General features: G+C 62.4%; 22 protein-coding genes and 1 tRNA gene. 12 read left to right on the plus strand and 11 right to left on the minus strand.

The features are described from left to right. Nucleotides 1-253 precede the first annotated feature (253 nt). The 8 genes from DR039_RS09625 to DR039_RS09660 form a co-directional block, all read right to left on the minus strand. Nucleotides 254-1744, minus strand: a complete 1491-nt coding sequence (locus DR039_RS09625; RefSeq protein ID WP_111837150.1) for an MFS transporter — start codon at nt 1742-1744, stop codon at nt 254-256. Nucleotides 1745-1806: 62 nt separating this feature from the next. Then, nucleotides 1807-2649: a 2-C-methyl-D-erythritol 4-phosphate cytidylyltransferase gene (ispD, locus tag DR039_RS09630; RefSeq protein WP_229116927.1), complete on the minus strand. Its 843-nt coding sequence runs from the start codon at nt 2647-2649 to the stop codon at nt 1807-1809. Nucleotides 2650-2686: 37 nt separating this feature from the next. Beyond that, a complete protein-coding gene (locus tag DR039_RS09635; RefSeq protein WP_111837151.1) occupies nt 2687-3181 on the minus strand; it encodes a CarD family transcriptional regulator in 495 nt (164 codons plus the stop codon). Between the two features lie 94 nt (nt 3182-3275). Beyond that, on the minus strand, nt 3276-3974 hold the full coding sequence (locus DR039_RS09640) for a response regulator transcription factor (RefSeq protein ID WP_111837152.1): 699 nt from the start codon (nt 3972-3974) through the stop codon (nt 3276-3278). Continuing rightward, nucleotides 3952-5172, minus strand: coding sequence for a sensor histidine kinase (locus tag DR039_RS09645; RefSeq protein ID WP_111837241.1), 1221 nt, complete (start codon nt 5170-5172; stop codon nt 3952-3954). The genes DR039_RS09640 and DR039_RS09645 overlap by 23 nt, the downstream gene beginning before the upstream one ends. Nucleotides 5173-5385: 213 nt before the next feature. Then, entirely contained in the window at nt 5386-6123 is a 738-nt protein-coding gene (locus DR039_RS09650; RefSeq protein ID WP_111837153.1) for a phosphoglyceromutase, read from the minus strand. Between the two features lie 92 nt (nt 6124-6215). After that, nucleotides 6216-6551 (minus strand): histone-like nucleoid-structuring protein Lsr2, encoded by a 336-nt coding sequence (locus DR039_RS09655; RefSeq protein WP_111837154.1) that lies wholly within the window; start codon nt 6549-6551, stop codon nt 6216-6218. A gap of 557 nt (nt 6552-7108) precedes the next feature. Then, a tRNA-Thr gene (locus DR039_RS09660) sits at nt 7109-7181 on the minus strand. A gap of 220 nt (nt 7182-7401) precedes the next feature. Between DR039_RS09660 and DR039_RS09665 the strand changes: the two genes are divergently transcribed. Together DR039_RS09665 and DR039_RS09670 are read left to right on the plus strand one after the other, a co-directional pair. Next, on the plus strand, nt 7402-8850 hold the full coding sequence (locus tag DR039_RS09665) for an amino acid permease (protein ID WP_111837155.1): 1449 nt from the start codon (nt 7402-7404) through the stop codon (nt 8848-8850). 25 nt (nt 8851-8875) lie between these two features. Beyond that, nucleotides 8876-9934, plus strand: a complete 1059-nt coding sequence (locus DR039_RS09670) for an asparaginase (protein WP_111837156.1) — start codon at nt 8876-8878, stop codon at nt 9932-9934. A 131-nt stretch (nt 9935-10065) separates the two neighbouring features. Here DR039_RS09670 and DR039_RS09675 read toward each other — a convergent pair whose 3' ends face one another. The 3 genes from DR039_RS09675 to tmk form a co-directional block, all read right to left on the minus strand. Then, nucleotides 10066-11751: an alpha/beta hydrolase gene (locus DR039_RS09675; protein ID WP_229116928.1), complete on the minus strand. Its 1686-nt coding sequence runs from the start codon at nt 11749-11751 to the stop codon at nt 10066-10068. An 83-nt stretch (nt 11752-11834) separates the two neighbouring features. After that, a complete protein-coding gene (locus tag DR039_RS09680) occupies nt 11835-13118 on the minus strand; it encodes a DNA polymerase III subunit delta' (RefSeq protein WP_111837157.1) in 1284 nt (427 codons plus the stop codon). After that, nucleotides 13115-13903 carry a dTMP kinase gene (gene tmk, locus DR039_RS09685; RefSeq protein WP_111837158.1) on the minus strand — a complete coding sequence of 263 codons (789 nt, stop codon included), beginning with the start codon at nt 13901-13903 and terminating at the stop codon, nt 13115-13117. Before tmk ends, DR039_RS09680 begins: the two co-directional genes overlap by 4 nt. 363 nt (nt 13904-14266) lie before the next feature. On the opposite strand from tmk, the gene DR039_RS09690 reads away from it, so the two are divergent. The 10 genes from DR039_RS09690 to DR039_RS09735 all read left to right on the plus strand — a co-directional run bounded on the left by DR039_RS09690 (nt 14267) and on the right by DR039_RS09735 (nt 26298). Beyond that, nucleotides 14267-15487, plus strand: a complete 1221-nt coding sequence (locus DR039_RS09690) for an arginine deiminase (RefSeq protein ID WP_111837243.1) — start codon at nt 14267-14269, stop codon at nt 15485-15487. 44 nt (nt 15488-15531) lie between these two features. Beyond that, complete coding sequence (gene argF, locus DR039_RS09695; protein ID WP_111837159.1) at nt 15532-16539, plus strand: ornithine carbamoyltransferase; 1008 nt, start codon at nt 15532-15534, stop codon at nt 16537-16539. Nucleotides 16540-16541: 2 nt separating this feature from the next. Then, nucleotides 16542-17522: a carbamate kinase gene (gene arcC / locus DR039_RS09700; RefSeq protein WP_111837160.1), complete on the plus strand. Its 981-nt coding sequence runs from the start codon at nt 16542-16544 to the stop codon at nt 17520-17522. A gap of 139 nt (nt 17523-17661) precedes the next feature. Beyond that, nucleotides 17662-18789 carry a serine/threonine protein kinase gene (locus tag DR039_RS09705; RefSeq protein ID WP_111837161.1) on the plus strand — a complete coding sequence of 376 codons (1128 nt, stop codon included), beginning with the start codon at nt 17662-17664 and terminating at the stop codon, nt 18787-18789. An 82-nt stretch (nt 18790-18871) separates the two neighbouring features. Then, on the plus strand, nt 18872-19831 hold the full coding sequence (locus DR039_RS09710) for a DMT family transporter (protein WP_229116929.1): 960 nt from the start codon (nt 18872-18874) through the stop codon (nt 19829-19831). A 30-nt stretch (nt 19832-19861) separates the two neighbouring features. Further along, on the plus strand, nt 19862-20647 hold the full coding sequence (locus DR039_RS09715; RefSeq protein WP_111837162.1) for a creatininase: 786 nt from the start codon (nt 19862-19864) through the stop codon (nt 20645-20647). A gap of 122 nt (nt 20648-20769) precedes the next feature. Continuing rightward, nucleotides 20770-22434 (plus strand): BCCT family transporter, encoded by a 1665-nt coding sequence (locus DR039_RS09720; RefSeq protein ID WP_267489836.1) that lies wholly within the window; start codon nt 20770-20772, stop codon nt 22432-22434. Between the two features lie 60 nt (nt 22435-22494). Next, nucleotides 22495-23622: a serine/threonine protein kinase gene (locus tag DR039_RS09725; RefSeq protein ID WP_111837164.1), complete on the plus strand. Its 1128-nt coding sequence runs from the start codon at nt 22495-22497 to the stop codon at nt 23620-23622. 130 nt (nt 23623-23752) lie between these two features. Then, nucleotides 23753-24796: a DMT family transporter gene (locus DR039_RS09730; protein ID WP_111837165.1), complete on the plus strand. Its 1044-nt coding sequence runs from the start codon at nt 23753-23755 to the stop codon at nt 24794-24796. Between the two features lie 131 nt (nt 24797-24927). After that, nucleotides 24928-26298, plus strand: a complete 1371-nt coding sequence (locus DR039_RS09735) for an MFS transporter (RefSeq protein WP_111837166.1) — start codon at nt 24928-24930, stop codon at nt 26296-26298. The last annotated feature ends 19 nt before the right edge of the window (nt 26299-26317 follow it).

Here is a 26317-nt window from a genome sequence, read left to right on the forward strand (position 1 = left end):
ACTCTCACCCCTCGAGTGCAAGGCAAGTTCTGCGCGCCACCCCAGGTGTACGCCCACGGCGTGCAAGCCAGCCCAGCCTCCGCCTCCCCACCTAGCCTCTGTGCCTTCCCCGCTTCTCTCCTCCGAGTTCGGACAACCTTCTGCCGTTCGGACAACCTTTGACCGCGTGAATGGTTGTCCGAACGGCAGAAGGTTGTCCAAAACAGAGGGGCAGAGGGCAGAAAGAGGGAAAGCGAGCAGAGGAGAGCTGGGCTCAGTCGCCGAGGTCTTTGATGTGACCCCGCGGGTCCTTAACCCCAAGCATCAGCAGCAAACCGATAACCAGCACCAGCACAATCCCGAGTATGCCCCAGTACTGAGCTCCCTCACCCACCACGCGCGTGCCCAGCCACACGGACACGCCATACATAAGCGGCGCTACAAAGGACACTGCGCGGCCCGTGGTGGCGTACAGGCCAAAGATTTCACCCTCGCGCCCCTCAGGGATCACGCGCGCCAGAAAAGAGCGGGCCGCAGACTGGGCCGGCCCCACACAGCCGGACAGCACCAGCCCCAAGGTCCAAAACACAGTCTTGCCATGAGCGTGCAGGAAAAAGATCCCGATGCCCGCAACCACCAGCAGCGTCAGTGAGCCCAGAATCACGCGGCGCGGCCCCAACAGATCGTCCAAGCGCCCAGAGGCAATGGTGGCCACCCCAGCCACCACATTGGCGGCGATCGCAAAGATAATCACGTCCCCGCTAGAGAAACCAAAAGTGTTCTGCGCAATCACGCCACCGTAGGTGAAAACGCCCGCCAACCCATCGCGGAAGACTGCGGCCGCCAGCAGGAACCAAAGCACCTCCGGGTGAAAACGGAACAGGGCCACCAGAGTGCGCCACAAGCGCCGGTAAGAAGTCCAGATGGATTCGCGGCGCATTACAGAGGCCAGGCTGGAACTGGGCTCAACCGGCTCGGACTCCAAGCCCGCCAGGCTCCGCTCCCCGCCACGTTCCTCGTCCTGCTCCACGGCTTGGCGACGACGTCGGCCCCGCACACCTGACTGTGTGACCAGCACCGGAATCGCAAAGAGCCCAAACCAGGCGGCTGCCACCAGCATGGCCGCACGCACATTCATGCCGTCCTTGGAAGTGACCCCAAACCAGCCAACCTCCGGCTTAATGAAGCCCACGAACAGGATCAGCAGCAGCACAATGCCGCCCAGGTAGCCCATGCCCCAACCCAGGCCGGATACTGCACCGATCCGGTCTTTGGTGGTCAGGTGCGCCAGGATGCCGTTGTAGTTGACGGAGGCCAACTCGAAGAAAATATTGCCCAGGCCGAGCAGCGCGATGCCCAGCCAGAGGTAGCCCGGGTCAGGGCGCACAAAGAACAGGGCCGCGCTGATAGCCACGACAATCGCGGTGTAGGCCCCCAGCCAGAACACATTGCGGCCTGCACGGTCGGCGCGCTGACCGGTTACGGGCGCCAGGGCGGCGATCAGGAAGCCGGAGACAGTCAGGCCAATAGACAAAGCGGTCTCATTGGCCGCGTGCTCGCCAAAGGCCGAACTGGTCAGGTAGACCGTGAAGACGAAAGTGGTGATGACGGCGTTGAAGGCCGAGGAGCCCCAGTCCCACAGCCCCCAGGCGATCACCGGCCCAGATATAAGCTCGCCCCGGCGAACGGGGTTGGGGGTAGGCGGGTTCTCAACCACTGCCGAGTCAGCCACAGAGGCACCAGGGGTGCGGGGAGCGCGGGTCATGCTGTGAGCCTACGGCGTCTAGAACCGTATCCCGCAACTAAAACCGCCAGGAAAAGCGCACATCATTTGGCAGCAAGCCCGAGTGTGGGCTTCACGAGCAGCTCCGCAAGGGCCAGGTCCAGGGGCGTGGTTACCTTGAGCGCCAAGGGATCCCCGGCGACGACGTCCACAACACCGCCAGCGGCCTCCACCAGGGCTGCATCGTCACTGGCGGCCTGTTGCTCGTCTGCGGCCCGTTGGGCACCCAACTCGTGGGCACGCCGCAGTACTTCCAGGCGAAAGCCCTGCGGGGTCTGGACGGCGCGCAGGCGGGAACGATCCGGGGTGGCGACGACGCGCTCGGTGGGCACTACCCCGTCCCCCGGTTGCGCAAGCCTCACCTCTTTAACGGTGTCGGTCACCGGCAGCGCTGGGACGACGGCGTCGCAGCCAGCCTGTACTGCTGCCACTACGCGGCGCACCACCTGGGGGGGAGTCAGCGCGCGGGCGGCGTCATGCACCAGCACCACCTGCGCGTCTGGGCAGGCGGCCAGGGCGGCTTGCAGGCCTAAGGCCACGCTGGCTTGCCGGGAAGCGGGCGAGCCAGCCACCACCTGCACTGGCACGGTCTGAGCCGCCACTCCTCCCATATCCCCGGCCTTAGCTAGGGCAGGCAGGTGCTCTGGTACCTCAGCTGCAAAGCGGGCGACGGCGTCAGGCGGCGCAGTAACTACCAGGTGGTCCACCACACCGCTGGCGGCAAGGCCTTCGGCGGCGCGCAGCAGAAGCGTTTTACCGCCCACCTGCACTAGGGCCTTGGGGCCACCGGCGCCCAGGCGGGTGCCTGAACCGGCGGCGGTCAGCACCGCTACGACGGCGCCCGCACCAGTGTCTTGGCGCGGGCGCGGGCTGCCGATCTCAGGCACAGCGGTTGAGGCCGGGGAGGTGGAACCGGGCGGCGGCTCAGGCGGCGGTGTCGGAGTCGAGGACCTCGTCCAGGCGGGACTCGGCCTCCTCCTCCGTGGTCTTCTGTGCCAGAGCCAGCTCGGAGACGAGGATCTGCCGGGCCTTGGAGAGCATGCGCTTTTCTCCAGCGGATAGGCCGCGGTCCGTGTCGCGGCGGGAGAGGTCTCGGACCACTTCAGCGACCTTGATGACGTCACCGGAGGCGATCTTCTCCTGGTTGGCCTTGTAGCGGCGGGACCAGTTGGTGGGCTCCTCAGTGAGGGTGGCGCGCAGCACCTCAAAGACCTTCTCCAGGCCTGAGGCGTCAACAACGTCGCGCACACCAATCAGGTCAACGCTATCTGCCGGGACGAGGATGGAAAGGTCCCCTTGGGCTGCCTCCAGTTGGAGGTAGGTCTTGACCTCACCGCGGACTTTGCGCTCACGAATGTCAATAATCCGGGCAGCCCCGTGGTGGGGGTAGACAACGGTCTCACCGATTGTGAAGGTCATATTCGGCATCTCTTCCAATAACAGCAGAGCCCCCAGGATATCACTGGAATGACAGGCCTAGCCGGGGAGGAAGGTCACAGCGCCGCCGTCTGCCTCAATCTTGAGAGACCAGCTTGTAACCCAGGCCACGCACGGTGGTGAGCAGGCGCGGCTCGCTGGGCACCTTCTCAATCTTGGCGCGGATGCGTTTGACATGTACGTCGAGGGTTTTGGTGTCCCCCAGGTAGTCGGCTCCCCAGACGCGGTCGATGATCTGGGCTCGGGTGAGCACATGGTCTGCGTTGCGCAGCAGCAGTTCCAGCAGTTCGAACTCGCGCAGGGGCATGGCCACCGGCTCACCGTCGACGCTGACCTCATGCCGCTCCACATCCATGGTGAGGCGGCCTGCACGTAGGAGGGCGTCCGGCGCGGGCTCCTCGCGGGTGCGGCGCAGGACGGCGTGCACGCGGGCCAGCAATTCGCGGTAGGAGTAGGGCTTGGTGACGTAGTCGTCGGCGCCGATCTCCAGGCCCACGATCTTGTCTGCCTCCGAGCCCTTGGCGGTGAGCATAATGACCGGCACTTTGGAGGTGGTGCGGATGCGACGGCATACCTCGGTACCGCTTAGGCGCGGCAGCATGAGGTCCAGCAACACCAAATCGATGGGGGCGCCAGAGCTAGTAGCGGTTTCAAAGGCTTCGACGGCGTAGGCGCCATCTTCTGCTTCCAGCACCTCATAGCCGTCGCGCCGCAGGCTGTAGGCCAACGGCTCGCGGTAGTTTTCCTCGTCCTCAACCAGCAGGATGCGAATCAAGTCCTTCACTCCTTAGGGTTTGCGCGCCCTGGGGGCGCTGGGATTCGGCATTGGGGGCGGCGTCAGCTTTTTCAGCCAGTGGCAGCACCAGATTGAAGGTGGAGCCCTGGCCGGGGGCAGATGTCAGTTCGACGGCGCCGCCGTGATCGGCGGCCACGTGCTTGACGATGCTCAAGCCCAGGCCGGTGCCCCCGGTGGCGCGGGAACGGGCCTGGTCCACGCGGTAGAAGCGTTCGAAGACCCGCTGACGGTCGATCTCTGAGATGCCGATGCCCTGATCTACCACTGTCACGCGAGCCAGGGATGGGTCCTGTGGGTCCACGCCAAGGCCCACGCTGACGCGAGTATGGGGGTCGGAGTAGCGAATGGCGTTATCTAAGAGGTTTCGCACGGCGGTGGCCAGCAGGCTGGCGTCTCCGCGCACAGTCAGGCGCTGACTGTCACCGATTACCAGCTCGACTTCGCGGGCGGCGGCCTCCACCCGCACCTGGTCGGCGGCCTCAGTCACCACGGCATTTAGGTCTACCTCCACTGGGTCTTCCAGGGCGTCGCCTTCCTGCAGCCGGGAAAGCTCGATGATCTCCTGCACCAGCACGCCTAGGCGGCGGGACTCTTTGAGCATGCGCCCGGCGTAGTCAGATACCAGAGTGGGGTCATCGCTGTGGTTAGAGATGGTCTCGGCCAGCAGGGAAATCGCCCCTACGGGGGTCTTTAGTTCGTGGGACACATTAGCCACGAAGTCGGCGCGCATGGCCTCCAGGCGGCGCTCAGCGGTGCGGTCAGTTACCAGAATGAGGACGCGGCCCGCGCCAATATTTGCCACGCGCACATTTAGGTAGAACCAGCCAGCGTCGCGGGCCGGGCCACGTTTGACGCTGAGTTCTTTGTCCTCCACCTGCCCGGTGGAGCGGACCACATTGACCATGGCGGCCACGCGCGGCTCCACCACGGCGTCGTCTTTGACGATGTCAAAGGTGTAGGCAGCCTGGGAGGCGCGCAGCACCTCATCGTCCTCGTCCAATATCACCACGATATTGGGCAGGGCCGCCAGCAGCGGCAGGAGGGAGGAGTCGACGGCGGAGACCGCTGCGGCGCGCTCGGCGCTAGCGCGGTCGCGGCGATGCTTAAGCACGCGGGCGAGCACCACTGTCAGGGCTGCGCCCAGCAGGGCTCCTAGAGCCGCAGCTATTAGCGTCATGGGGTTCACGGCTCCAGAGTAGGCGCCCACGGCGGAGGCGAGCGAGCAATCCCACGGCTTGCGCCTATGGCATTCCTTTAGGCGCACAGCTAGCGCTTTACGCACCCTACTTAGGGAAGGACGGCGGCCCGGTCACCCTCGCAGGGAGGGGACCGGGCCGCCGTCTCTAGCTATGCCCGTGGGGCAGCTAAGCCGGTTGGCTGGCGTTTGGGCTCATTTGCCCTGGTTGGCCACAGCAGCGATCTTGGCCTCAGCCTCGGGGTCCAGGTAGCGGCCGCCCTTCTTGATGGGCTTGAGGGTCTCCTCGTCCAGTTCGTAGACCAGCGGGATGCCGGTGGGGATGTTCACGCCCGCGATGTCGTCGTCGGAGATCTCGTCAAGGTGCTTGACGATGGCGCGCAGGGAGTTGCCGTGCGCAGCAATCATGACGGTCTTGCCGGTCTTGATCTCGGGGACGATGGTGCCCTCCCAGTAGGGAAGCAGGCGCTCAAGCACGTCTTTGAGGCACTCGGTCATGGGGATGGGCTCACCGGCGTAGCGGGGGTCGGTGTCCTGGGAAAACTCAGTGCCAGCCTCGATGGCGGGCGGGGGTACGTCGTAGGAGCGACGCCAGAGCATGAACTGTTCCTCGCCGTACTCGTCGCGGATCTCCTTCTTGTTCTTGCCCTGCAGGGCGCCGTAGTGGCGCTCGTTGAGGCGCCAGTTGCGCTCCACCGGAATCCAGTGGCGGTCAGCGGCGTCCAGGGCCAGGTTCGCGGTCATGATGGCGCGGCGCAGCATCGAGGTGAAGAGCTTCTCGGGCAGCACGCCAGCTTCCTTCAGCAGCTCACCTCCGTGAGCGGCCTCGGCGCGGCCCTTCTCTGACAGGGGGACGTCAACCCAGCCGGTGAATAGGTTCTTTGCATTCCATTCGCTCTCGCCGTGGCGGAGCAGTACAAGGGTGTAAGCCATGCCCCTATCCTGCCAGGAGCCGCCGGAACGTGCGAGACCCCGGCCCGTGTGGGCCGGGGTCTGCAGCGCTTTGTGGCTTGGAGCCGCTTGCCTCAGTTGTGGGCTAGGGCGTAGGCCTCACGGATCTCCGCAGAGATGCGGCCGCGGTCAGAGACCTCGTGGCCGTGCTCCCGGGCCCAGTCGCGGATCTTCTGGTTCTGGGAGGAGTTGTTGGTGCGGGCAGCTCCGGCGCCACGACGACGGTTGGCGCGGCCAGCAATGCGGTGAGCCTTTGCGACCCATTCCTCCAGGGACTCGCGCAGCGCGGCAGCGTGCTCGTCATTCAGGTCAATCTCGTAGGTGGCGCCATCAAGGCCGAAGGTAACCGTCTGGGTGGCCTCGGAACCGTCAATGTCATCCACCAGCATCTCGATGGTCTTACGTGCCATGCCAGCATTCCTCTCAGTCTGAGTCAAATCGTCTATGTACTCCGGAACCGTGCACTCCGGAATTCGATGAACACACAATAGATGACTGCCCTACATTTACGCAACGGGAAAGGGGACCCCATTCAGCACGATGTGATTCCAAAGTGTCACCAAACCTATCAACCAGGTTTCTAGGAGTTCACATTTCAGGCACAGGCACATCCCATTCGACACTCAGCCGCAGAGCTTATAGCTGGTTTAGCCTTCGCTGATTCATGCTGAGACGCAGAACTTGGCACCCCACAAGACGCCGAGGCCCAGCCCTGCACCCCACCGCAAGCCACCCAACTCTCCAGCGCTAGCATTTCGCGTGTTTGTCAGCTCAGCAGATTAGGGGGCATCGTCTTCACGACTCGCAACTCATCTTCGAGCTAACTGAGTTTATTCCCACGCACACCCGTCACCACTGCAGCAGACAAAGACGGGCCAGCTATTACCTCCGAGCGCTCAGTCAAGTCCGCCCCCAGGATTCACCCAAAGCGAAGGGCTCCAGCACTTGTGTGCCGGAACCCCGTCCGAGCCACCTGTGGGAATCGAACCCACGACCTATTCATTACGAGTGAATCGCTCTGCCGACTGAGCTAAGGTGGCGCGCCGCGAAAGCAGCGGGCCACACGCTACCGGGCACCAAGGCAGGACGCAACTCGCCTGCCCACCAACCAGCACCCGGCTCCCGAGCCGGGCAGTCCGCCATGCCACGGAGCCGAAAGGCTACGCAGTCAGCCCTGCTTTGTGCCTACAATTAGTAACTGCGGTCACAATGAGGTGACCACGCTGGCGCGCCCCACCTAGGCCCCTGAAAGGAACAGCCATGTCCCAGCAAACCCCACCTACCCCTTCCGGGCACGTGGACCGTGCCGACTCCGGCTATGACAAGGCCTTGAAACGTCGTCACCTCCAAATGATCGCCATTGGTGGCTCAATCGGCACCGGCCTGTTCCTGGGGGCTGGTGGGCGATTGGCAGATGGCGGCCCCGGCCTAGCCCTGGCCTACGCCGTCTGTGGCGTATTTGCCTTCCTCATGGTGCGGGCCTTGGGTGAGCTCGCGATTCGTCGTCCTTCCTCTGGCGCCTTCGTCTCCTACGCCCGTGAGTTCCTGGGCGAGAAGGGTGCTTATGTAACCGGCTGGATGTTCTTCCTGGACTGGTCCGTGACAGTAATGGCGGACATCACCGCGGTCGCCGTCTACTTGCACTACTGGAAAGGCCTGCAGGGCGTCCCTCAATGGGTGTTCGCACTACTAGCCCTGGCACTGGTCTTCGTTCTGAACATGATGAATGTGAAGATGTTCGGTGAGGCCGAGTTCTGGTTCGCCGCGATCAAGGTCACCGCCATCGTCGCCTTCATGCTGATCGCTATCTGGGCAATTGTCACCGGCGCCACAGTTGGAGAATCAACCACTGGACTGCATAACATCAGTGACAACGGCGGCCTGTTCCCCAAAGGCCTAGCCCCGGTGTTCGCCCTTACCCTGGGTGTGATCTTCGCTTTTGGTGGCACTGAGATGGTGGGGGTAGCCGCCGGGGAGGCTAAGGACGCCGTCGCTGTCCTGCCAAAGGCCATCAACTCCATGATCTTGCGCATCTTCATCTTCTACGTCGGCTCTGTGGCCCTTATGACCCTGGTGCTGCCCTACACCGCCTATTCAAAGAACGAGTCCCCATTCGTCACCTTCTTCAGCGGCATTGGCATTCCGCACGCCGGAGACATCATCCAGGTAGTGGTGCTCACCGCAGCCCTTTCCTCCCTAAACGCCGGCCTCTACGCCACCGGACGCACCCTGCGCTCCATGGCCATTGCCGGCGAGGCACCCCGCCTAGCCGCAGGCCTCAACAAACACCACGTTCCCGCAGGTGCCATCGCCATCACCTCCATCCTGGGGCTGCTGGGCGTGGTGCTCAACGCCTTCCTGGCAGAGGACGCCTTTGAAATCGTCATGAACCTGGCCGGCATCGGCATTGCCGGAACCTGGGCCGCGATTCTGGTGACGCACCTGGTCTTCCTCAAGCGCGTCAAGGAGGGCCGCGAGACCCGCCCCGCCTACCGCATGCCCGGCGCCCCCTACACCAACTACGCCGCACTGCTGTTCTTTGGCGTGGTGGTGCTGTCCAACCTCACCAGCACCTCAGGCCGCTGGACCCTGGCACTATTCGCCTTGGTGGTAGTCATGATGGTGGCGGGCTGGTATGCGGTACGTGGCCGCATCCGCAGCGACCTGCTCGATGACCTGCTCAGCGAAGAGCCCAGCCCTCAGGGCTGAGCAGGCCACCCGCTAGGTTGCAGACATGCGCGTGCACATCACCTACACCGGCGGCACCATCGGCATGGTGGACTCCCCCCACGGACTGGTACCCGGCACGGACCTGCCCGGCTGGCTAGCCGAGCAACTGCAAGGCACCGGCCTGGAGGGAGCCACCATCACCTCCCTGGAGCCCTTGATCGACTCCGCCAATGCCACCCCCGACTCCTGGCAGGCCATCATCACTGACCTACGCCAGCGGGCTGACACCGCCGACGCCTTCGTGGTGCTGCACGGCACAGACACCATGGCCTACACAGCCGCGGCGCTGTCCTACGCCTTGACGGACCTACCCCAGCCGGTAGTCATAACCGGCTCCCAGCTGCCGCAAGGTGTTATGGGTTCGGACGCAAGCAGCAATGTGATGGGGGCGCTGCAAGCCGCCACCAGTGGACGGGTCAAGGGGGTGAGCCTGTTCTTCGGGCAGGAACTGCTGGTGGGTAACCGCGCCACCAAGACCAGTTCCTGGGCCTACGCCGGCTTCATCTCCCCCGCCGTCCCGCCACTGGCAGTGGTTGGCGCACCCTGGCGTTGGTCTCCCGAGGCCGTCTCGGCTGACCCCGCTGCGGCTGGCGCCACCGGCCCGTGGGAGGCTGCTAAGTCACGGGAGGAGGCGCCTTCCGGCAGGTCTGCGCCCCAGCCCTACGCCCGCCACGACGTCGTGGTGGTGGATCTGGTCCCAGGCATTAGTGCCAAGCGCTTGGAGGCCCTGCTCACCCCCACCCCTGAGGCAGTGGTGCTGCGCGCCTACGGCGTCGGAAATGTGCCTGCGGCTGAGCCCGGCCTGGCCCAGGTGGTGGAGCAAGCAGTTAGCGACGGCGTGGCCGTCGTCGTCGCCTCACAGTGCCAGCAAGCGGAAGTGCTGCTGGGTCACTATGAAGCCGGAGACGCCGTGGCGCAGGCCGGTGCTGTGGGCAGCGGGGATATGACCTTGGAGGCGCTATACGCCAAGCTGCAATTCCTGCTGGCCCAAGGTCTACGCGGCGCCGAGTTGGCGGCAGCCGTAGCCGTGCCGCTTGCCGGAGAACTCAGCCCCGCCAGCTAGCGGCGGCAGTCAGCCTGCTGGGAGAGCCCACTGGCGGGCCGCTTTAACTCCGCCAGTTCAGGCGCGAGTCACCCGGCAGCACCCGGGCTGCAGCGCCTGGGCCCAGCAGCAGCTGCGCCTAGGCGCTGGCCTCACTCCTGGCCCTTGCAGGTCTTGCCCGCCTCCGGGAGCGTGCCCGCCAGCAGGTAGGCATCCACGGTGTTGACCACGCAGGGGCCCGCGTCCTTACGCCCATAAGCGGTGTGACCATTGCCCTCCCAGGTCAGCAGTCGCGCGGAGGCCAACTGACTGCTCATGGCCTCCGACCACTTGTAGGGCGTGGACGGGTCCCCGGTAGTACCAACCACCAGCACCGGGGCGGCACCCTGCGCGCTGATGGGCTTGCGCTCGCGGGTTGAGGTGTGGCCCCAGGCCTGGCAGGAAGCATCTGAGAACAACAGGTAGCGGCCAAAGGTCGGGGAGATCGTCTGTAGTTCCTGCGCCTGCTGCAACCAGGTGGCTTCGTCACCCTGCACCGGGTAGTCCAGGCAGTTGATGGGCGAGATCGCCTCATCCCCGTTGCCCGTGTACGAACCATCACGGTTGCGAGATGCCACCGTGTCCGACACGTACTCCAAGATGGTTCCGTCCTGCTGGTTCATCGCCTGGTCCAAGCCCTGGCTGAGAACGCTCCAAACCTCCGACTGGTAGAGCGCCGAGATAATCGCGGTGGAGGCCAGAGCCTCAGTGAGCGGGCGCTGCGGATCAGCGGTCTTGAGCGGAGCCGTGCGGATGGACTCCAGCAGCTGCCGGATCTGCGCGACACCGGAGTCGACGTCGCCTTTCAGCGGGCAAGACTTGCCTTCCTGGCAGTCCTTCACAAAAGCTCGCAACGCCGCCTCAAAGCCTGCCGCCTGGCCACGGGTGACATCAGCGGCGGAAAGACTGGGGTCAATGGCGCCGTCAAGCACCATGCGGCCCACATTGCCAGGGAATAGTTCCGCGTAGGTGGCCCCTAGGTAGGTGCCGTAGGAGTAGCCCAGGTAGGTCAGGGACGGTGCTCCCACCACGGCGCGCAGAATGTCAAGGTCGCGGGCGACGGAGATGGTGTCAATGTGGTCCAGCAGCCCCGGGGTGGTCTTTTGGGCGCAGCGCTGCGCCAGCCAGGTCTTCTGCTTCTGCAGGGCTGCCAGGGCGGTGGGACTAGCGGGATCCAGGGTCTGTGGTTGATCTGCCTCCGTGCCCTTGAGTTCGTCCACCACCTGCCCGGAGCGGACCACGTCCTGCTCAGCGTCAGTTAGGCAGTCAACGGCGGTGGAGTCCATAACCCCGCGCGGGTCAAAACCAACCACGTCGTAGGAAGCTAAGAGCGCCTCGGAGAAGAGAGTCTTGGAATTGACTGCCAGCCCGGTGCCGGAACCGCCGGGACCCCCTGGGTTCACAAACAGGGTGCCGATGGCTTTCTCAGTGGCGGCCCGCTTTTTCAGAGACAGTTCAATGCTAGGGCCGGAGGGGTCCTGGTAGTCCAAGGGCACTTTGGCTTTGGCGCATTTGACACCTTGGAGCTTATCCGCGTTCTCATTCGGACCGGGCACACAATCCTGCCAGTCAAGCTGCTGGGAGTAGAAGGACTCCAAGCCGGTGGGCACACTGGCGGTGCTTGGGGCAGCCGCCGGCGTGGGGGTGATGCTGGACTTCTTGCTTAGACCTGGCAAGCCCCCACAAGAAGCCAGCGACGCCGCTGTGGTGAGCACCAGCATCCCGGTGAACAGGTGGCGGGCGCGCTGCCGGGAGCTGCGCTCAGGGCGGTCAGAGCGGGAAATAGCGGTATCAAGCACAGGTACAGATTACGCGGCGCCGGGGCGAGCGCCCATCCTCCTAGAGGCCGAATTACTTTCCGCAGAGCAGCGCCGGGCGGACCTTAGGCCTGAGGGCGCAGCTGAACCATGAGGGCCTCCACCGCCAGCAGAGGCGCGGCGGAGGTGCGCAGGCGTTCACGGCATTCCTCAATGGCGGCGATGCGCGCAAGCGACTGCGCCGGGGCGGTGCTTGAGGCCACCTGCTCAACCGTGTCTAACAGGTCCACGTTGACTCGCTCCACCTCGCTGCCCATCTGGGTGGCCAGCACATCCCGGTAGAAGGAGAGCAGGTCGATCATGGCGCGGTCTAGCACATCGGTGCGGGCCCGCTTGGCGCGACGCTTTTGGTCTTCTTCCAACTGCCGCACCTGAGCGCGGATCGCCGGCGGGACCTTGGAGTCAGTTTCAATGCCTAGGGCGCGCAGCAATTCTGCGCGTTCTCGGGCATCGCGCTCCGCGGTGGTGGCCTTGGCCTCTTCCTCCGCATTGTCCACTAGCTCTGCCGCCGCGAGCACCGCATCGCCCACGGAGCGCAGGGACACGGGGGACATCAGCAGGCGACGGCGTCGCTCCCAGGCGCCTTCATCCAGGGCTAGGTGGCGGGCCAGGCCGATATGTGACTGGCTGGCGCGGGCAGCGCGAGTGGCGAGCTCTGGGTCGGCGCCGTCGCGACGCACCAGCAGTTCGGCCACCGCCTCGGGCGCCGGAATGCGCAGGGTGACCAGGCGACAGCGGGAGCGGATAGTGGGCAGGACGTCGTCGGCACTGGGAGTGCACAAAATCCAGACGGTCTGTGGCGGGGGCTCCTCGATGGACTTGAGCAAGACGTTGGTGGTGCGCTCGGCCATGCGGTCTGCGTCCTCCACCAAGATCACTCGCCAGCGGCCAGTCCAAGGGCGACGCTGGGCCTGCCCGATGAGCTCTTTGGCTTCCTCCATGGTGATGATGAGCTTTTCCGTGGCCAGGCGAATCACGTCTGGGTGGGCGCCGTGCATGACGTCGCGGCACGGTTTGCATTCACCGCAGCCGGGCACCGGGCCGGTGCACTGCAGAGCGGCAGCAAAGGCCCGGGCGGCGGTGGAGCGGCCGGAGCCAGGCGGGCCGGTGAGCAGCCAGGCGTGGCTCATGGCGGAGGTATCCGGGGTACTGCCATTAGGTGGCAGGCTGGCGCCTGAGGCGTGCCCAGGGGCGGGGCTATGACTGGGATCTGCGGCCTGCTTAAAGGTGGGCCTTGGCACCCCGGCGCTCTTCTCCCGCGCCTCAGCGATGGCCCGGGCGGCCTGAGCTGCGGCCTCCAGTTGGGCGATTACCGGTTCCTGCCCAACCACGTCCGCCCACACGCTCATGGGCGGCCTGCAGAAGTCGAGACCTCACCGGGGGATATGCGCGCGGCGGCGTAAGCGAAGGCCTGCAGAACTCCAGCCGTGGTGCCCGCCTCTCGGCACACTCCCCCGCCTTTTGCTTTCAAGAGTGCCGCCACCAGTCGGTTCACTTCCGCCGCCACCTCCGCGATGCTCTGGCCGGCATCGACGAGGAAAACGCGCTGCGGCTCGGCGGCGGCCAAGGCCAGGAATTGCTCACGCAAGGCGATATGGAAGGAATCCGGCTCGCGCTCTAGCCGATCTTTGGCGCCGCGCTGCTTGGTGCGGCGCCCGGCCAGGCCCGGATCGACGTCGAGCAAGATCGTCAAGTCTGGCAGCAGGCCACCGGTGGCCCACAGGGACAGGTCACGCACCTCCTTGGGGCCGAGCGCCCGCGCCGCCCCCTGGTAGGCCACTGATGAATCCAGATAGCGGTCGCAGACGACGACGGCGCCGCGGCCCAAGGCCGGGCGGATGACTGTGTCCACGTGGTGGGCGCGGTCGGCGGCGTAGAGGAGGGCTTCGGCGTGCGGGGAGACCTCTCCTCCGTGCAGCAGCAGTTGGCGAATCTCCTGGCCGAGTGGGGTGCCTCCGGGTTCACGGGTGGTAACCACCGCGCATCCCTCCTGGCGCAGGCGTTCAGCGAGCAGGCCGATCTGGGTGGTTTTGCCGACGCCGTCGCCACCCTCAAAGGTGATGAACAGGCCGGGGCGGGCATTTTCACCGCGCGGGTCTGCAAGGGGGGTGCCGGTAACGGGCTGAGGGGTCACGCCGCCACCCTACCCACCCTCGGCCCGCATCTGGCAGGGCTACCAGCTCTGGCAGCGGAGGCTTCCGGACGGCCTCAGACTCAAGCTCTCCTGTGGATTTATACAAGCGCTTCTTGTGTAATGCACCGCACTAGAATTAGCCTTACTTGAGGAAAACGCTGCAATCGCAGCACCTCTGCGTGTAGGTGACACCGCGCCAGAAATGACCTTCCTCACTTTCGGACAGATGTACCACTATTTGCCTACACCCCCTAGTGGTTTGTCACAATATTGGTACACTTGTACCACTCAGGTTCGGCGGCTCACCGCCACCGTCCCGCCACAACTTCACCCGCCCGTACCGCCAAGCACAGAGACGTGATCATGCGACCGTACATAGGCTCAGAAATCGGGGAACTGGAGAGTGTCATCCTCCACCGCCCCGGCAAAGAAATGCTGCGACTCACCCCCGAGAACAAGGACGAGCTCTTGTTCGACGACGTTCTGTGGCTAGAACGTTCACAAGAGGAGCACGACCAATTCGCCAAGGTACTGACCGACCATGGCGCTGAGGTCCTCTACCTGCAAGACCTGCTATCCGAGACCCTGGAGGTGCCTGAAGCCCGCGCCTACCTAATCGAGGAGGTGCTCGGCTCCTGCAAGAGCAGCTGTGGGCAGGGCAGCAGCATCCAGGACTGGGCAGCACACCTTCCAGCTGCCGAACTCGCCAACATTCTTATTGCTGGCATCACCAAAGAGGAGCTTCTGGAGCAACTGCCCACAGTTTCCTCTATGACCCTGTCCTCAATGGAGGACGACGACCTGCTGCTCACCCCCCTGCCCAACCACCTGTTCACCCGCGACTCCTCAAGCTGGGTGTACCAGGGGGTCAGTGTGAACTCCATGCAGCATCCCGCCCGCCGTCGGGAATCCTTGAACTACCGCGCCATCTACCGGTGGCACCCGCTGTTCGCCCAAGCCGACTTCCCCCTCTGGTGCGAAGGCGACGCCGGCGCCGGAATCACCATGGAAGGCGGAGACATCCAGATCATCGGCAACGACGCCGTCATGATCGGCGTCTCCGAACGCACCTCCCCCCAAGGCGTCGAATACTTAAGTTCCCGGCTATTCGCTGGCGGCATCCGCGAGGTAGTCGCCGTGCACATGGCCAAGAACCGCGCCCAAATGCACCTGGACACCATCATGACCATGGTTGACTACGGCACCTTCACCAAATACGTGGGCGCCGGAATGCTGCCCACCTCCACCCTGCGCCCCGCCGATGACGGCTCGCTCACCATCACCGAGAACCCGCCGGAGGCAATGCATGAGGTGATTGCCGCTGCCCTGGGGATTGACGAGCTCAATATCCTCACCACCCCCCAGGACCTGCGCGCTGCTGCGCGCGAGCAGTGGAACGACGGCGCCAACACCCTGGCCATCGCCCCCGGAGTAGTGGTGACCTACGAGTCCAATGTCAACACCAACGAGTACCTGGCCAGCCAGGGCATCACGGTGCACACCATTCCGGGCTCTGAGCTGGGCCGCGGACGCGGCGGCCCCCACTGCATGAGCTGCCCCGTCTCACGCAAGCCCCTGCCCTGATCTGACCTTTCCACCTAAAGCACCGACACACTAGGAGCCCCCAAATGTCACACCCCCTTTCCGGCCGGAGTTTCCTCAAGGAGCTTGACTTCAGCGCCAAGGAATGGAGCATCCTGCTGAATCTGGCCGCCCAGCTCAAGGCCGACAAGAAAGCAGGCCGTGAGGTCAAGCGCCTAACGGGAAAGAACATCGCCCTGCTGTTCGAGAAGACCTCCACCCGCACCCGCTGCGCCTTCGAGGTCGGGGCGCATGACCAAGGAGCCACGGTCACCTATCTTGACCCCTCAGGCAGCCAGATGGGTCACAAGGAATCCGTGGCAGACACCGCCCGCGTGCTGGGGCGCATGTTTGACGGCATTGAGTTCCGCGGTAAGAAGCAGGAGCACGTTGAACAGCTCGCGGAGCTCTCCGGCGTGCCCGTGTGGAATGGCCTGACTGACGAGTGGCACCCCACGCAGGCTCTGGCCGACCAACTGACAATGATCGAGCACAGCAATAAGGACATCAAGGAGATCTCCTTTGCCTATCTCGGTGACTCGCGCAATAACGTCGCTAACTCACTGCTCTTGTCTGGCGCCCTCATGGGCATGGATGTCCGTCTCATCGGTCCCAAAGAGCTTGCCCCCGCCGCTGAGGTAGTAGCTGAGGCCGAGCGTCTGGCCAAGGAGTCCGGAGCGCGCATCACCATTACCGACGACGTCGACGCCGTCAAGGGAGTCGACTTCCTGTACACGGATGTGTGGGTCTCCATGGGTGAGCCCAAGGAGGTGTGGGATGAGCGCATTGCCCTGCTCAAGCCCTACCAGGTCAACGCTGCCCTGGTGGAGCGCACGGGCAACCCGGACGTCAAGTTCCTGCACTGCCTGCCGGCCTTCCACGACCGCCTCACCACCGTGGGCGAGGACATCTACGCCAAGACCGGCATGGACGGCCTAGAGGTAACCGACGACGTCTTCGAGACCGAGGTCAACATCGCCTTCGACCAGGCAGAGAACCGCATGCACACCATCAAGGCAGTCATGGTGGCCACCCTAGGCAACTGGGAGGAATGACCATGCGCGTCGTCGCCGCTCTAGGAGGCAATGCCCTGATGCGCCGGGGAGAGAAACCCGACGCCCGCACCCAGATCGCCAACGTGGAGGTAGCCGCCAAGCAGCTGGCCGCCATCGCTGAGAAGCACGAGCTCATCATCACCCACGGCAATGGTCCCCAGGTTGGCACCCTGGCCCTGGAATCCGCCAATGACGAGCGCCTCTCTGAGCCCTACCCCCTGGACACCCTGGGGGCAGAGACCCAAGGCATGATCGGCTACTGGCTGCTGCAGGCCATGCAAAACGCCCTGCCTGGACGCCACGTGGCCTCCCTGGTCAGCCAGACCCTCGTCTTGGCCGGGGACCCGGCCTTCGCCAACCCCACCAAATTCGTCGGAGAGGTCTACGACGAGCAGGAGGCCAAGGCCCTGGCTGCGGAGAAAGGGTGGACCGTCAAACCAGACGGCAAGTACTGGCGCCGCGTGGTCGGTTCCCCCCGCCCACAACGAGTCATTGAGACCAGGATGGCACGCATTTTGATCCAGGCCGGGGCGGTCGTTATCTGCTCGGGCGGTGGCGGCGTGCCGGTCATCCGCAACACCAAGGGCAAGCTCCAAGGCGTGGAAGCGGTGGTAGACAAGGACCTCACTGCCGCTGTCCTCGCCGAGCACCTGGAGGCTGACGTCCTACTCGTCCTCACCGACGTCGACGGCGTCTGCACTGACTTTGGCACCCCGGCCCAGAAACTGGTGAACCGGGCCACCCCCGCCTCCCTGCGAGCCATGGACCTGCCTGCCGGGTCCATGGGACCCAAAGTCGAGGCGGTCTGCCGCTTCGTCGAGCTCACAGGAGACATGGCCGCCATCGGCCGCCTAGAGGACGCCGAAGCTCTCATTGAGGGCACGGCAGGCACGGTCGTCACCGCCGGGGGCAACTACGGCGGCCCTGACGACATCAGGTTCCCGCTACCAGAGCCAGGCCCCAGACGCCTGCGTCTGAACTGACGCCGGATCCGGCCAGCAGGAAACCGCAACGGCGCGGAGCCGCTCAAGAAAGGAGGCCGCCCCCAACCTTAGGGCCACAAAACCGCCCCACCACAAACCTACAACCTCACACGATCATCATCACAAGGGAGTGAACACAATGACAAAGATCGTCAACTCGTGGAATGACTTCGACCCCCTCAAGCATGTCATTGTTGGGCGTGCAGAGAACTCAGTCATCCCACCCGAAGAGCCCGCCACCTCCGAGAAGGTGCCGATCGACTCCGAGATGCGCGGCATGTGGGGCCCTCGACCCACGGAGACTGTTGAGAAGGCCAACGCCCAACTCGACTTCCTGGCCAAGACCCTGGAGGACCACGGCGTTAAGGTCGACCGCCCCACGCCATTACAGTGGAACCAACCTGTCATCACCCCGGACTTCCGCACCGATTCAATGATGACGTGCATGCCTCCTCGTGACATCCTGCTCACCATTGGCAACGAGATCATGGCATCCGCCAACTCCTTCCGCTGCCGCTACTTCGAGTACCTGGCCTACTGGCCGCTCATGAAGCAGTACTTCGACGAGGACCCCGAGTTCAAGTGGACCCAGGCTCCCCGCCCGCGCTTGACCGACGCCTCCTACAAGCACAACTACTACGACGAGAAGATCTCCCTGGAGGAGCGCCTCGAGCGCACCGCCGCCAAGGACTTTGTCACCACCGAAGTAGAGCCCATGTGGGACGCCGCCGACGTGCTGCGCCTAGGCAAGGACCTGTTCATCCAGCACGGCCTGACCACCAACCGCACAGCCATGGAGTGGTTCAAGCGCTACTACCCCGACCTGCGGGTGCACGCAGTCAACTTCCCGGGTGACCCCTACCCGATCCACATCGACGCCACCTTCGTGCCGCTGCGGCCGGGCTTGATTATCAACAACCCGCACCGCCGTCTGCCCGAAGAGCAGCGCAAGATCTTCGAGGCCAACGACTGGCAGATCGTGGACGCCGCCGAGCCGGCTCACACCACCCCGCCGCCGCTGTGCTACTCCTCCGTGTGGCTGTCCATGAACTGCCTGGTCCTAGACCACAAGACCGTCATCTGCGAGGCCTCCGAGGTCCACCAGATGGAGCAGATGGACAAGCTGGGCATGAACGTCATCCCAGTTCCGTTCCGCGACGCCTACCCCTTCGGTGGTGCACTGCACTGCGCCACTGCGGACGTGTACCGCGAGGGCGGCTGCGAGGACTACTTCCCCAACCAGGTTGAGGACCCAACCCGGGTCTAACCACCACACTTCAATCAATCCCTGGGCGGACCTTCCGGTCCGCCCAGGACCCTACGATTACTCAAAGAGGAGTAAACTCGAAATGGATGCGCAAAGCCGTCAAAAGCTTGCGGGCTTCGGCTTCATGTTTCTCTCGTCCAGCCTTATGGGTGGGATTGGGGCCTTTGCCAGGTTTATCGAGGCACCTGGCATGTTCATCTCCTTCAACCGCAGCTTTGCCGGTTTCATTGCGACGACCATCATCTTCCTTGCTACGGGGAAATTTGGGAAACTCAAATCCCTCAAATTTACCCCGAGCATCTTTTTGACCGGTATCTTCCTCGGTCTTCTCTCAGGCCTCTATGTCATGTCGACCCAGATGACCACGCTGTCTAACGCAGCCTTCCTCATCTACACAGGACCTATCTACTCGACACTGTTGGCCACCATCTTCCTTAAAGAACCTTTCACCAAAGTCACCGCGGCATCCTTGATCTCTGTATTCGTTGGGTGTTTGCTTATCATCGGCATCATCAACTACACCGCCACCGACGGTGTCACCGTTAGCCTCAGCCTCGATCCCCAATATATGACGGGAAACCTCATTGCGCTCGCTTCCGGCGTGGCCTACGGCCTTTTTCTTTTCTTCAGTCGCTACCGCACTGACGTCGAGTCCAATGTGCGCTCCTTTTTCAACTTCCTTTTCGCGATTTGCACCATCGGCATCATTCTCATCTTCATGCGTCCTGACCTGTCCCAGATGACCACCCGCGGCTGGATCGTCCTTGTCATTGCTGCCTTCATCACTGGCTTCGGAGCGTTCTTCTTCCTCACTGTGGCCGCGAAAATCCTGCTCGCCGGAGAACTTGCAACAATTTCCTACCAAGAAACCATTATGGCCACCTTCCTAGGAATCATTCTCTTCAGCGAACCAATCAGTGTCCCCCAGATGATCGGTGGCGCTCTCATCATCCTCGGCGGAATTTCGCAAATCCTTTTCTCCACCAAGAAAACCGTCCCTGCACGACAAAAGCCAGCTGACAGCATCGCCGCGCCTCACTAAGTGCCCCACACCTCATCGAAAGGCCAAACAATGACCGAACTCAACATTATGCGAATGGATGCCTTCACCTATCGGGAGAAAGTCGCAGACCCCGACGTGATTGCTTTGGTTCCAGTTGGCTCGGTGGAACAGCATGGCCCCCATATGCCTCTCGGCGTTGATACTATGCTGTCTACTCTGATGGCCGAACTTACCGCGGCCGAAGTCAACGGGATCGTCGCTCCCACGATCACCTTCGGCTATAAGTCACAGCAACGGTCAGGTGGCGGTAACCACATCGTGGGTACTTTCGGCTTCGATGCCAGTCATGTCATCGAAACCACCCGGACTCTGCTTAATGAACTGTATCGCCACGGGCTGACCCGGATCGCCTTCATCAACGGTCATTATGAGAATTACCAGTTCGTTTACGAAGGCGTTGACCTTGCTCTCAGGGACATCAGGAACTCTGGTGCCCAGGTGCCAAAGGTCGTCATTTTGTCATACTGGGACTTCGTATCCGAGGCGGCGATCGAAGAACTCTACCCAGACGGATTCCCTGGTTGGGATATTGAGCATGGCGGTGTCATGGAGACTTCACTGATGTTGCTCCATTTCCCCGATCTCGTCCATATGGACAAGGTCATGGATCTCCCCGCAGCAGATATCCCACCTTATGATGTCCTCCCCGCGATCCCCGAACGTACCCCGCCCTCCGGTTGTCTTTCCTCAGCGGCAGTATCGACCGCTAAGAAGGGACAGGTTCTTACCACGTCGATCATCGCTGGGATGACCGAGGTCCTCGGCAAAGAATTCCCCACGAAGGCCCTCACCTAAAGCGGCTCTACTAGTAAAGCTCTCCACGATTAGACATAGGAAGAAATCTATTGCCCCGTTGATATTTCGTCACTGGTATGGCTACTATTCCCCGAAAGAGTTCCCGAAGGGATCCGGAGATCATGGATACCCAAACACATCCAGACAATCCCGACTCAGAGTGTTGCACGTCCGTTTCGGCTGTGACACCACGGCGGTGGGATGACCTGATCATCAAAACTATCAGCCTTGTCCTTGTGGGTGCTGTCGTCACGTTCGCAGTACTCAGCAGCTCGGTTGCAGCAAACGCCATTGGGTCGTTCAGAACCTTCGTCACTGGTAACTTTACATGGTATTTCGTGACGTTGGCTACGGTGGCTTTGGCTTTCTGTGTCTACATGGCGAGTGGTCAACGCGGAAAGGTTGTGTTAGGGGGGAAGGATGCAAAACCCGAGTATGGTCGCTTCGCGTGGTATTCTATGCTCTTTGCATGCGGCCAGGGGATTGGGTTGATCTTCTGGTCTGTGGCCGAGCCTATCCTGGTCAAGGATACCAATCCGATTCAGGGGCACATTGGAGTTGACAAAGTTGACGGGGCTCTGATCTGGAGCTACTTCCACTGGGCGGTGCACGCCTGGGCAATCTATTGTGTGGTCGCCTTATGCCTAGCGCTTTCTTTCCATAACCGGAACAAAGCGATGACCTTTCGGGACGCATTAGTCGGGATATTCCCAGAGAAGCTTCGACGGCCAATAGGGGTGATAGTTGAAATCGTTGCGATCCTAGCAACAGTTTTTGGGCTGTCAACCTCATTCGCTTTTGCAGCCATGCAGTTGTCGTCTGGTCTAGGACAAACCTTCGGCCTTGAGAATTACGACATGACCCGAACCATCATCATCGTAGGGATCGGCGTTTTCGCTGCAGCTAGCGTCTATCTGGGCATTGAAAAAGGCATGAAGCGAATCAGCGAGGTCAACTCCATTTTGTCCATCGCCTTGCTCGTTGGCCTGCTTCTTGCCGGTCCGACGCTGTACCTATTATCAATCCTGCCACAGACTGCCGGTGGGTACCTCTGGTCGATGTGGTGGATGGGAACTTGGACTGATGCCAGCTCGGTGGTGACTCCGTTGCAGTCTTGGAGCGATAGCTGGAACGGTATCTGGACCGTCTTCATCTGGTGCTGGTGCTGGGCTTTCTCTCCATTCGTTGGGTCATTTATCGCCCGGATTTCCCGCGGACGATCGGTTCGCGAATTTGTCGTGGGAGTCCTTGGAATCCCATCAATGATCTGCGTCATCTGGATTGGTGTCGTTGGCGGGTCTGCCCTTTTCTACGACGAGACAAAGAACGGTATCGTTACCAAGGCAGTTGAGCAGGACACGTCGCTCGGGTTGTTCGTGATGCTAGGGGAATTGCCTTACCAACCAGTAGCCTTCGCCCTCTTACTCGCCGCCACCATTTTGGTCGGTACCTACTATCTGACATCACTGGACTCAGGGGTTCACGCACTGAGCGGCTTTGTTTCCTCGGCGTCTAGGCCATCGCGACTATTTAGCGTTGCGCTCGTCGCAGGCATTGCCATCATCGCCTTCCTCCTCCTCAGCATTGGTGGCGAAAGCGTGGTTGGCACAGTCCAAACTGGCACGATCATCGGAGCACTGCCCTACACTCTTGTCGTACTGCTGATGATGCTGAATACAGTCCGCTACACAAACCGGGATCTTGTCCCACAACTCGGTGGATCTTTTCCGGCATCCAGCCTCATAAAGTCTAGGAGGGAGGTTTTCTTTTTAGCAACGGATATCTAGCCTCCATCGATGTATCGAATCTTGCGGCATAATGCCGCATTCACAAAGGAGTGATTTCTCATGACGAAGATCGTCAACTCGTGGAACGACTTCGACCCGCTCAAGCACGTCATCGTCGGACGTGCAGAGAACTCAGTCATCCCACCCGAAGAGCCCGCCACCTCCGAGAAGGTGCCGATCGACTCCGAGATGCGCGGCATGTGGGGCCCGCGCCCGCTGGAGACTGTGGAGAAGGCCGCCGCCCAACTCGACTTCCTGGCCAAGACCCTGGAGGACCACGGCGTTAAGGTCGACCGCCCCACCCCGTTGCAGTGGAACCAGCACATCCAGACGCCGGACTTCCGCAACGACTCCATGATGACCTGTATGCCGCCGCGTGACATCCTGCTCACCATCGGCAACGAGATCATGGCATCCGCCAACTCCTTCCGCTGCCGCTACTTCGAGTACCTGGCCTACTGGCCGCTCATGAAGCAGTACTTCGACGAGGACCCCGAGTTCAAGTGGACCCAGGCTCCCCGCCCGCGCTTGACCGACGCCTCCTACAAGCACAACTACTACGACGAGAAGATCTCCCTGGAGGAGCGCCTCGAGCGCACCGCCGCCAAGGACTTTGTCACCACCGAAGTAGAGCCCATGTGGGACGCCGCCGACGTGCTGCGCCTAGGCAAGGACCTGTTCATCCAGCACGGCCTGACCACCAACCGCACAGCCATGGAGTGGTTCAAGCGCTACTACCCCGACCTGCGGGTGCACGCAGTCAACTTCCCGGGTGACCCCTACCCGATCCACATCGACGCCACCTTCGTGCCGCTGCGGCCGGGCTTGATTATCAACAACCCGCACCGCCGTCTGCCCGAAGAGCAGCGCAAGATCTTCGAGGCCAACGACTGGCAGATCGTGGACGCCGCCGAGCCGGCTCACACCACCCCGCCGCCGCTGTGCTACTCCTCCGTGTGGCTGTCCATGAACTGCCTGGTCCTAGACCACAAGACCGTCATCTGCGAGGCCTCCGAGGTCCACCAGATGGAGCAGATGGACAAGCTGGGCATGAACGTCATCCCAGTTCCGTTCCGCGACGCCTACCCCTTCGGTGGTGCACTGCACTGCGCCACTGCGGACGTGTACCGCGAGGGCGGCTGCGAGGACTACTTCCCCAACCAGGTTGAGGACCCCACCCTCGTCTGAGTTGGCCGGGCGCTTCTAGGGGCAGGCCTCCAAAGACCTGCCCCAGACATGGGTAGCCGCTGTGGCGGTGGACCATGCTCCGCCGCCACAGCGGCTCCTGCCAGCCATAAACTCACAATTAAGGATGACCATGAGCACTACCTCCGCTGCCGAGACAACGACGTCCGGCAACTACGTCATGAACAAGTCGCTGGGTGCCCTGGCCATGGTGCTCTCAGCCACCGGCATGGGCCTGGTCGGAACTTTGTCCCGGGGCGCAACTAAAGGTCTTATTCCCAATGACAAGTCCGTCATTGGCTCCTTCCTTGCTTTCGGCCGCATGGGCATGGGCCTAGTCGGCTTCGTCATCCTCCTCCTACTGACCAGGAAGGTAGCGTTGTTCAAGACGACTAAGCTCAGCTTCCCGATCATTATGGGAGGCGTATCCATCGGCCTATCCCTGGGCTGCTACATCTCCTCCACTCTGCTCACCTCGATCGCCAACGCTGTCTTCCTCATCTACACGGGCCCGCTGTTCTGCACGATCCTGGCGCGCATCTTCCGCAAGGAAAAGATCAGTCCCCTCAACGGGTTCTTCCTCTTCCTGGTGTTCCTGGGCATGCTCTTTACCATTGGCGTCATTGACTACAAGGATGGCTCGCTGGTCTTCGGCCTCAACCTGGAGGTCACCTCTGCCGAGTTCCCGAAGAAGCCTCTGGGCGACTTCCTGGGGCTTCTCTCCGGCGTGCTCTACGGCCTCGCCCTGTTCTTCAATGGCTACCGCAAGGACGTGGACTCAGTGGTGCGCGGCACCTGGAACTTCCTCTGGGCCGCCATTGCCACAATTTGCATGTCGCTGCTGCTCAAGCCCTGGCACGGCGTGGCCACCTTCACCGCCGGCAACTGGGCCTGGGCTTTCTCCCTGTTCTTCTTCTGTGGACTATTTGCCATTGGCTGGCTAGTCGTCGCCGGACGCAACCTGCCAGCGGTCGAGATGTCCACTATCTCCTACTGGGAGTGTCCGGTAGCCATTATCTGTGGCTTCCTGATCTTCCACGAGAACCTCACTCCTATCGGTGCACTAGGCGGCCTGCTGATCATCGGGGGCGGGTTCGCCCCGATCATCGTCGACGCCGTCAACCGACGCCGGGGGGTGACCACGGTTTCAGAGGCCACCGCCTCCCCGGCCTCCTGAAATACGCCATGGGGTGGTCCTGCCTGCGCCTAACCGGTGTAGGCAGGACCACCCCACAGGCAACTTAATAATCATTCGGCACGCTGCCTCCCTGATACTGGCACGTGCGTCCCAGACGGAAGCAGGCTCAAATGACCGACACGACCAAACCTGTCCATCCCCCTCAGACCGACCACGAACACGCCGTTGCCGTGCGTCGGGCCGCTGAGGCATCTTTTATCGGCAACTTCATCGAGTGGTTCGACTACGCCTCCTATGGCTACCTGGCCGCCGTAATCGGAAACGTCTTCTTCCCCGAGTTCTCGCCCACCGGCAGACTCTTGTCCTCCTTCGCAGTATTCGCCACCAGTTTCGTGTTACGACCGGTAGGCGCCATTATCTGGGGCATCCTGGGGGACAAGCGCGGACGCCGTTGGGCGCTTTCTTGGTCCATTCTCATCATGTCTGGCGCGACTTTCCTGGTGGGACTGTTGCCCGGCTACTCAGCTTTGGGCATTTGGGCACCAGCTCTGCTAGTGCTTCTACGCATGTGCCAGGGCTTCTCCGCCTCTGGTGAGTACGCGGGCGCTGGCACCTTCCTGGCGGAGTACGCCCCGCCTGGCAGACGCGGCGTCTACGTATCCCTGGTACCCGCTTCAACCGCTGGCGGTCTGCTCGTCGGCTCCTTATTTGCCTCCGGCCTGTTCTGGGCCCTGGACGACGCCGCCATGACCAGCTGGGGCTGGCGCCTGCCCTTCCTCTTGGCTGGTCCGCTAGGCCTGGTGGGTCGTTACATCCGGGTGCACCTAGAGGATTCCCCCGTTTATCAGGCCCTAGTCGCCGAATCTGCCGCCAAGGCTAAGGCTGAGGGGCGTTTGCCCGACCGGAAACGCCGTCAGCACTGGGACGAGCCCCTGCGCATCCTGCTGCGTGACCACCGCCGCGCCATGCTGTCCTGCTTCGGGGTGAGCTGTCTCAATGCGGTGGCCTTCTACATGTTGCTGAGCTATATGCCCACCTACGTGCAGCATGAACTTGGCTTCTCCGAGACCCGCGCTACCCTCGCCACCTCTGTGACACTGACTATCTACATCCTCTCGATCTTCTTCATGGGTCATATCTCAGACCTGATCGGTAGGCGCCGAGTGCTCACCATTGCCTGTGTGGCTTTCATCCTGCTGTCCGTGCCACTGTTCCAACTGATGAGCCACACCTCACTAGTGGTAGTCATCTTGTGTGAGGTGGCCTTTGCCATCATCTTGACCGCCAATGACGGCACGCTGGCGTCTTTCCTGGCAGAGAGTTTTCCCACCGAGGTCCGCTATTCGGGATTCGCCTTGTCCTTCAACCTGGCTAACACTCTGCTTGGAGGTACCTGCCCCTTCATTGCCACCTGGCTGACCGCAAGTTCAGGTTCCAGGCTTGCTCCCGCCTTCTATCTGACCGCGATCTCTGCCTTGGCATTGCTAACCCTTCTGGTTTCACACGTCGCACCACGCCGCGATCTGGAGATTCAGGCGTAGGTCTCCCCGCTCAACCTTT

The organism is Actinomyces bovis, assembly GCF_900444995.1.
Taxonomy (GTDB): Bacteria; Actinomycetota; Actinomycetes; order Actinomycetales; family Actinomycetaceae; genus Actinomyces; species Actinomyces bovis.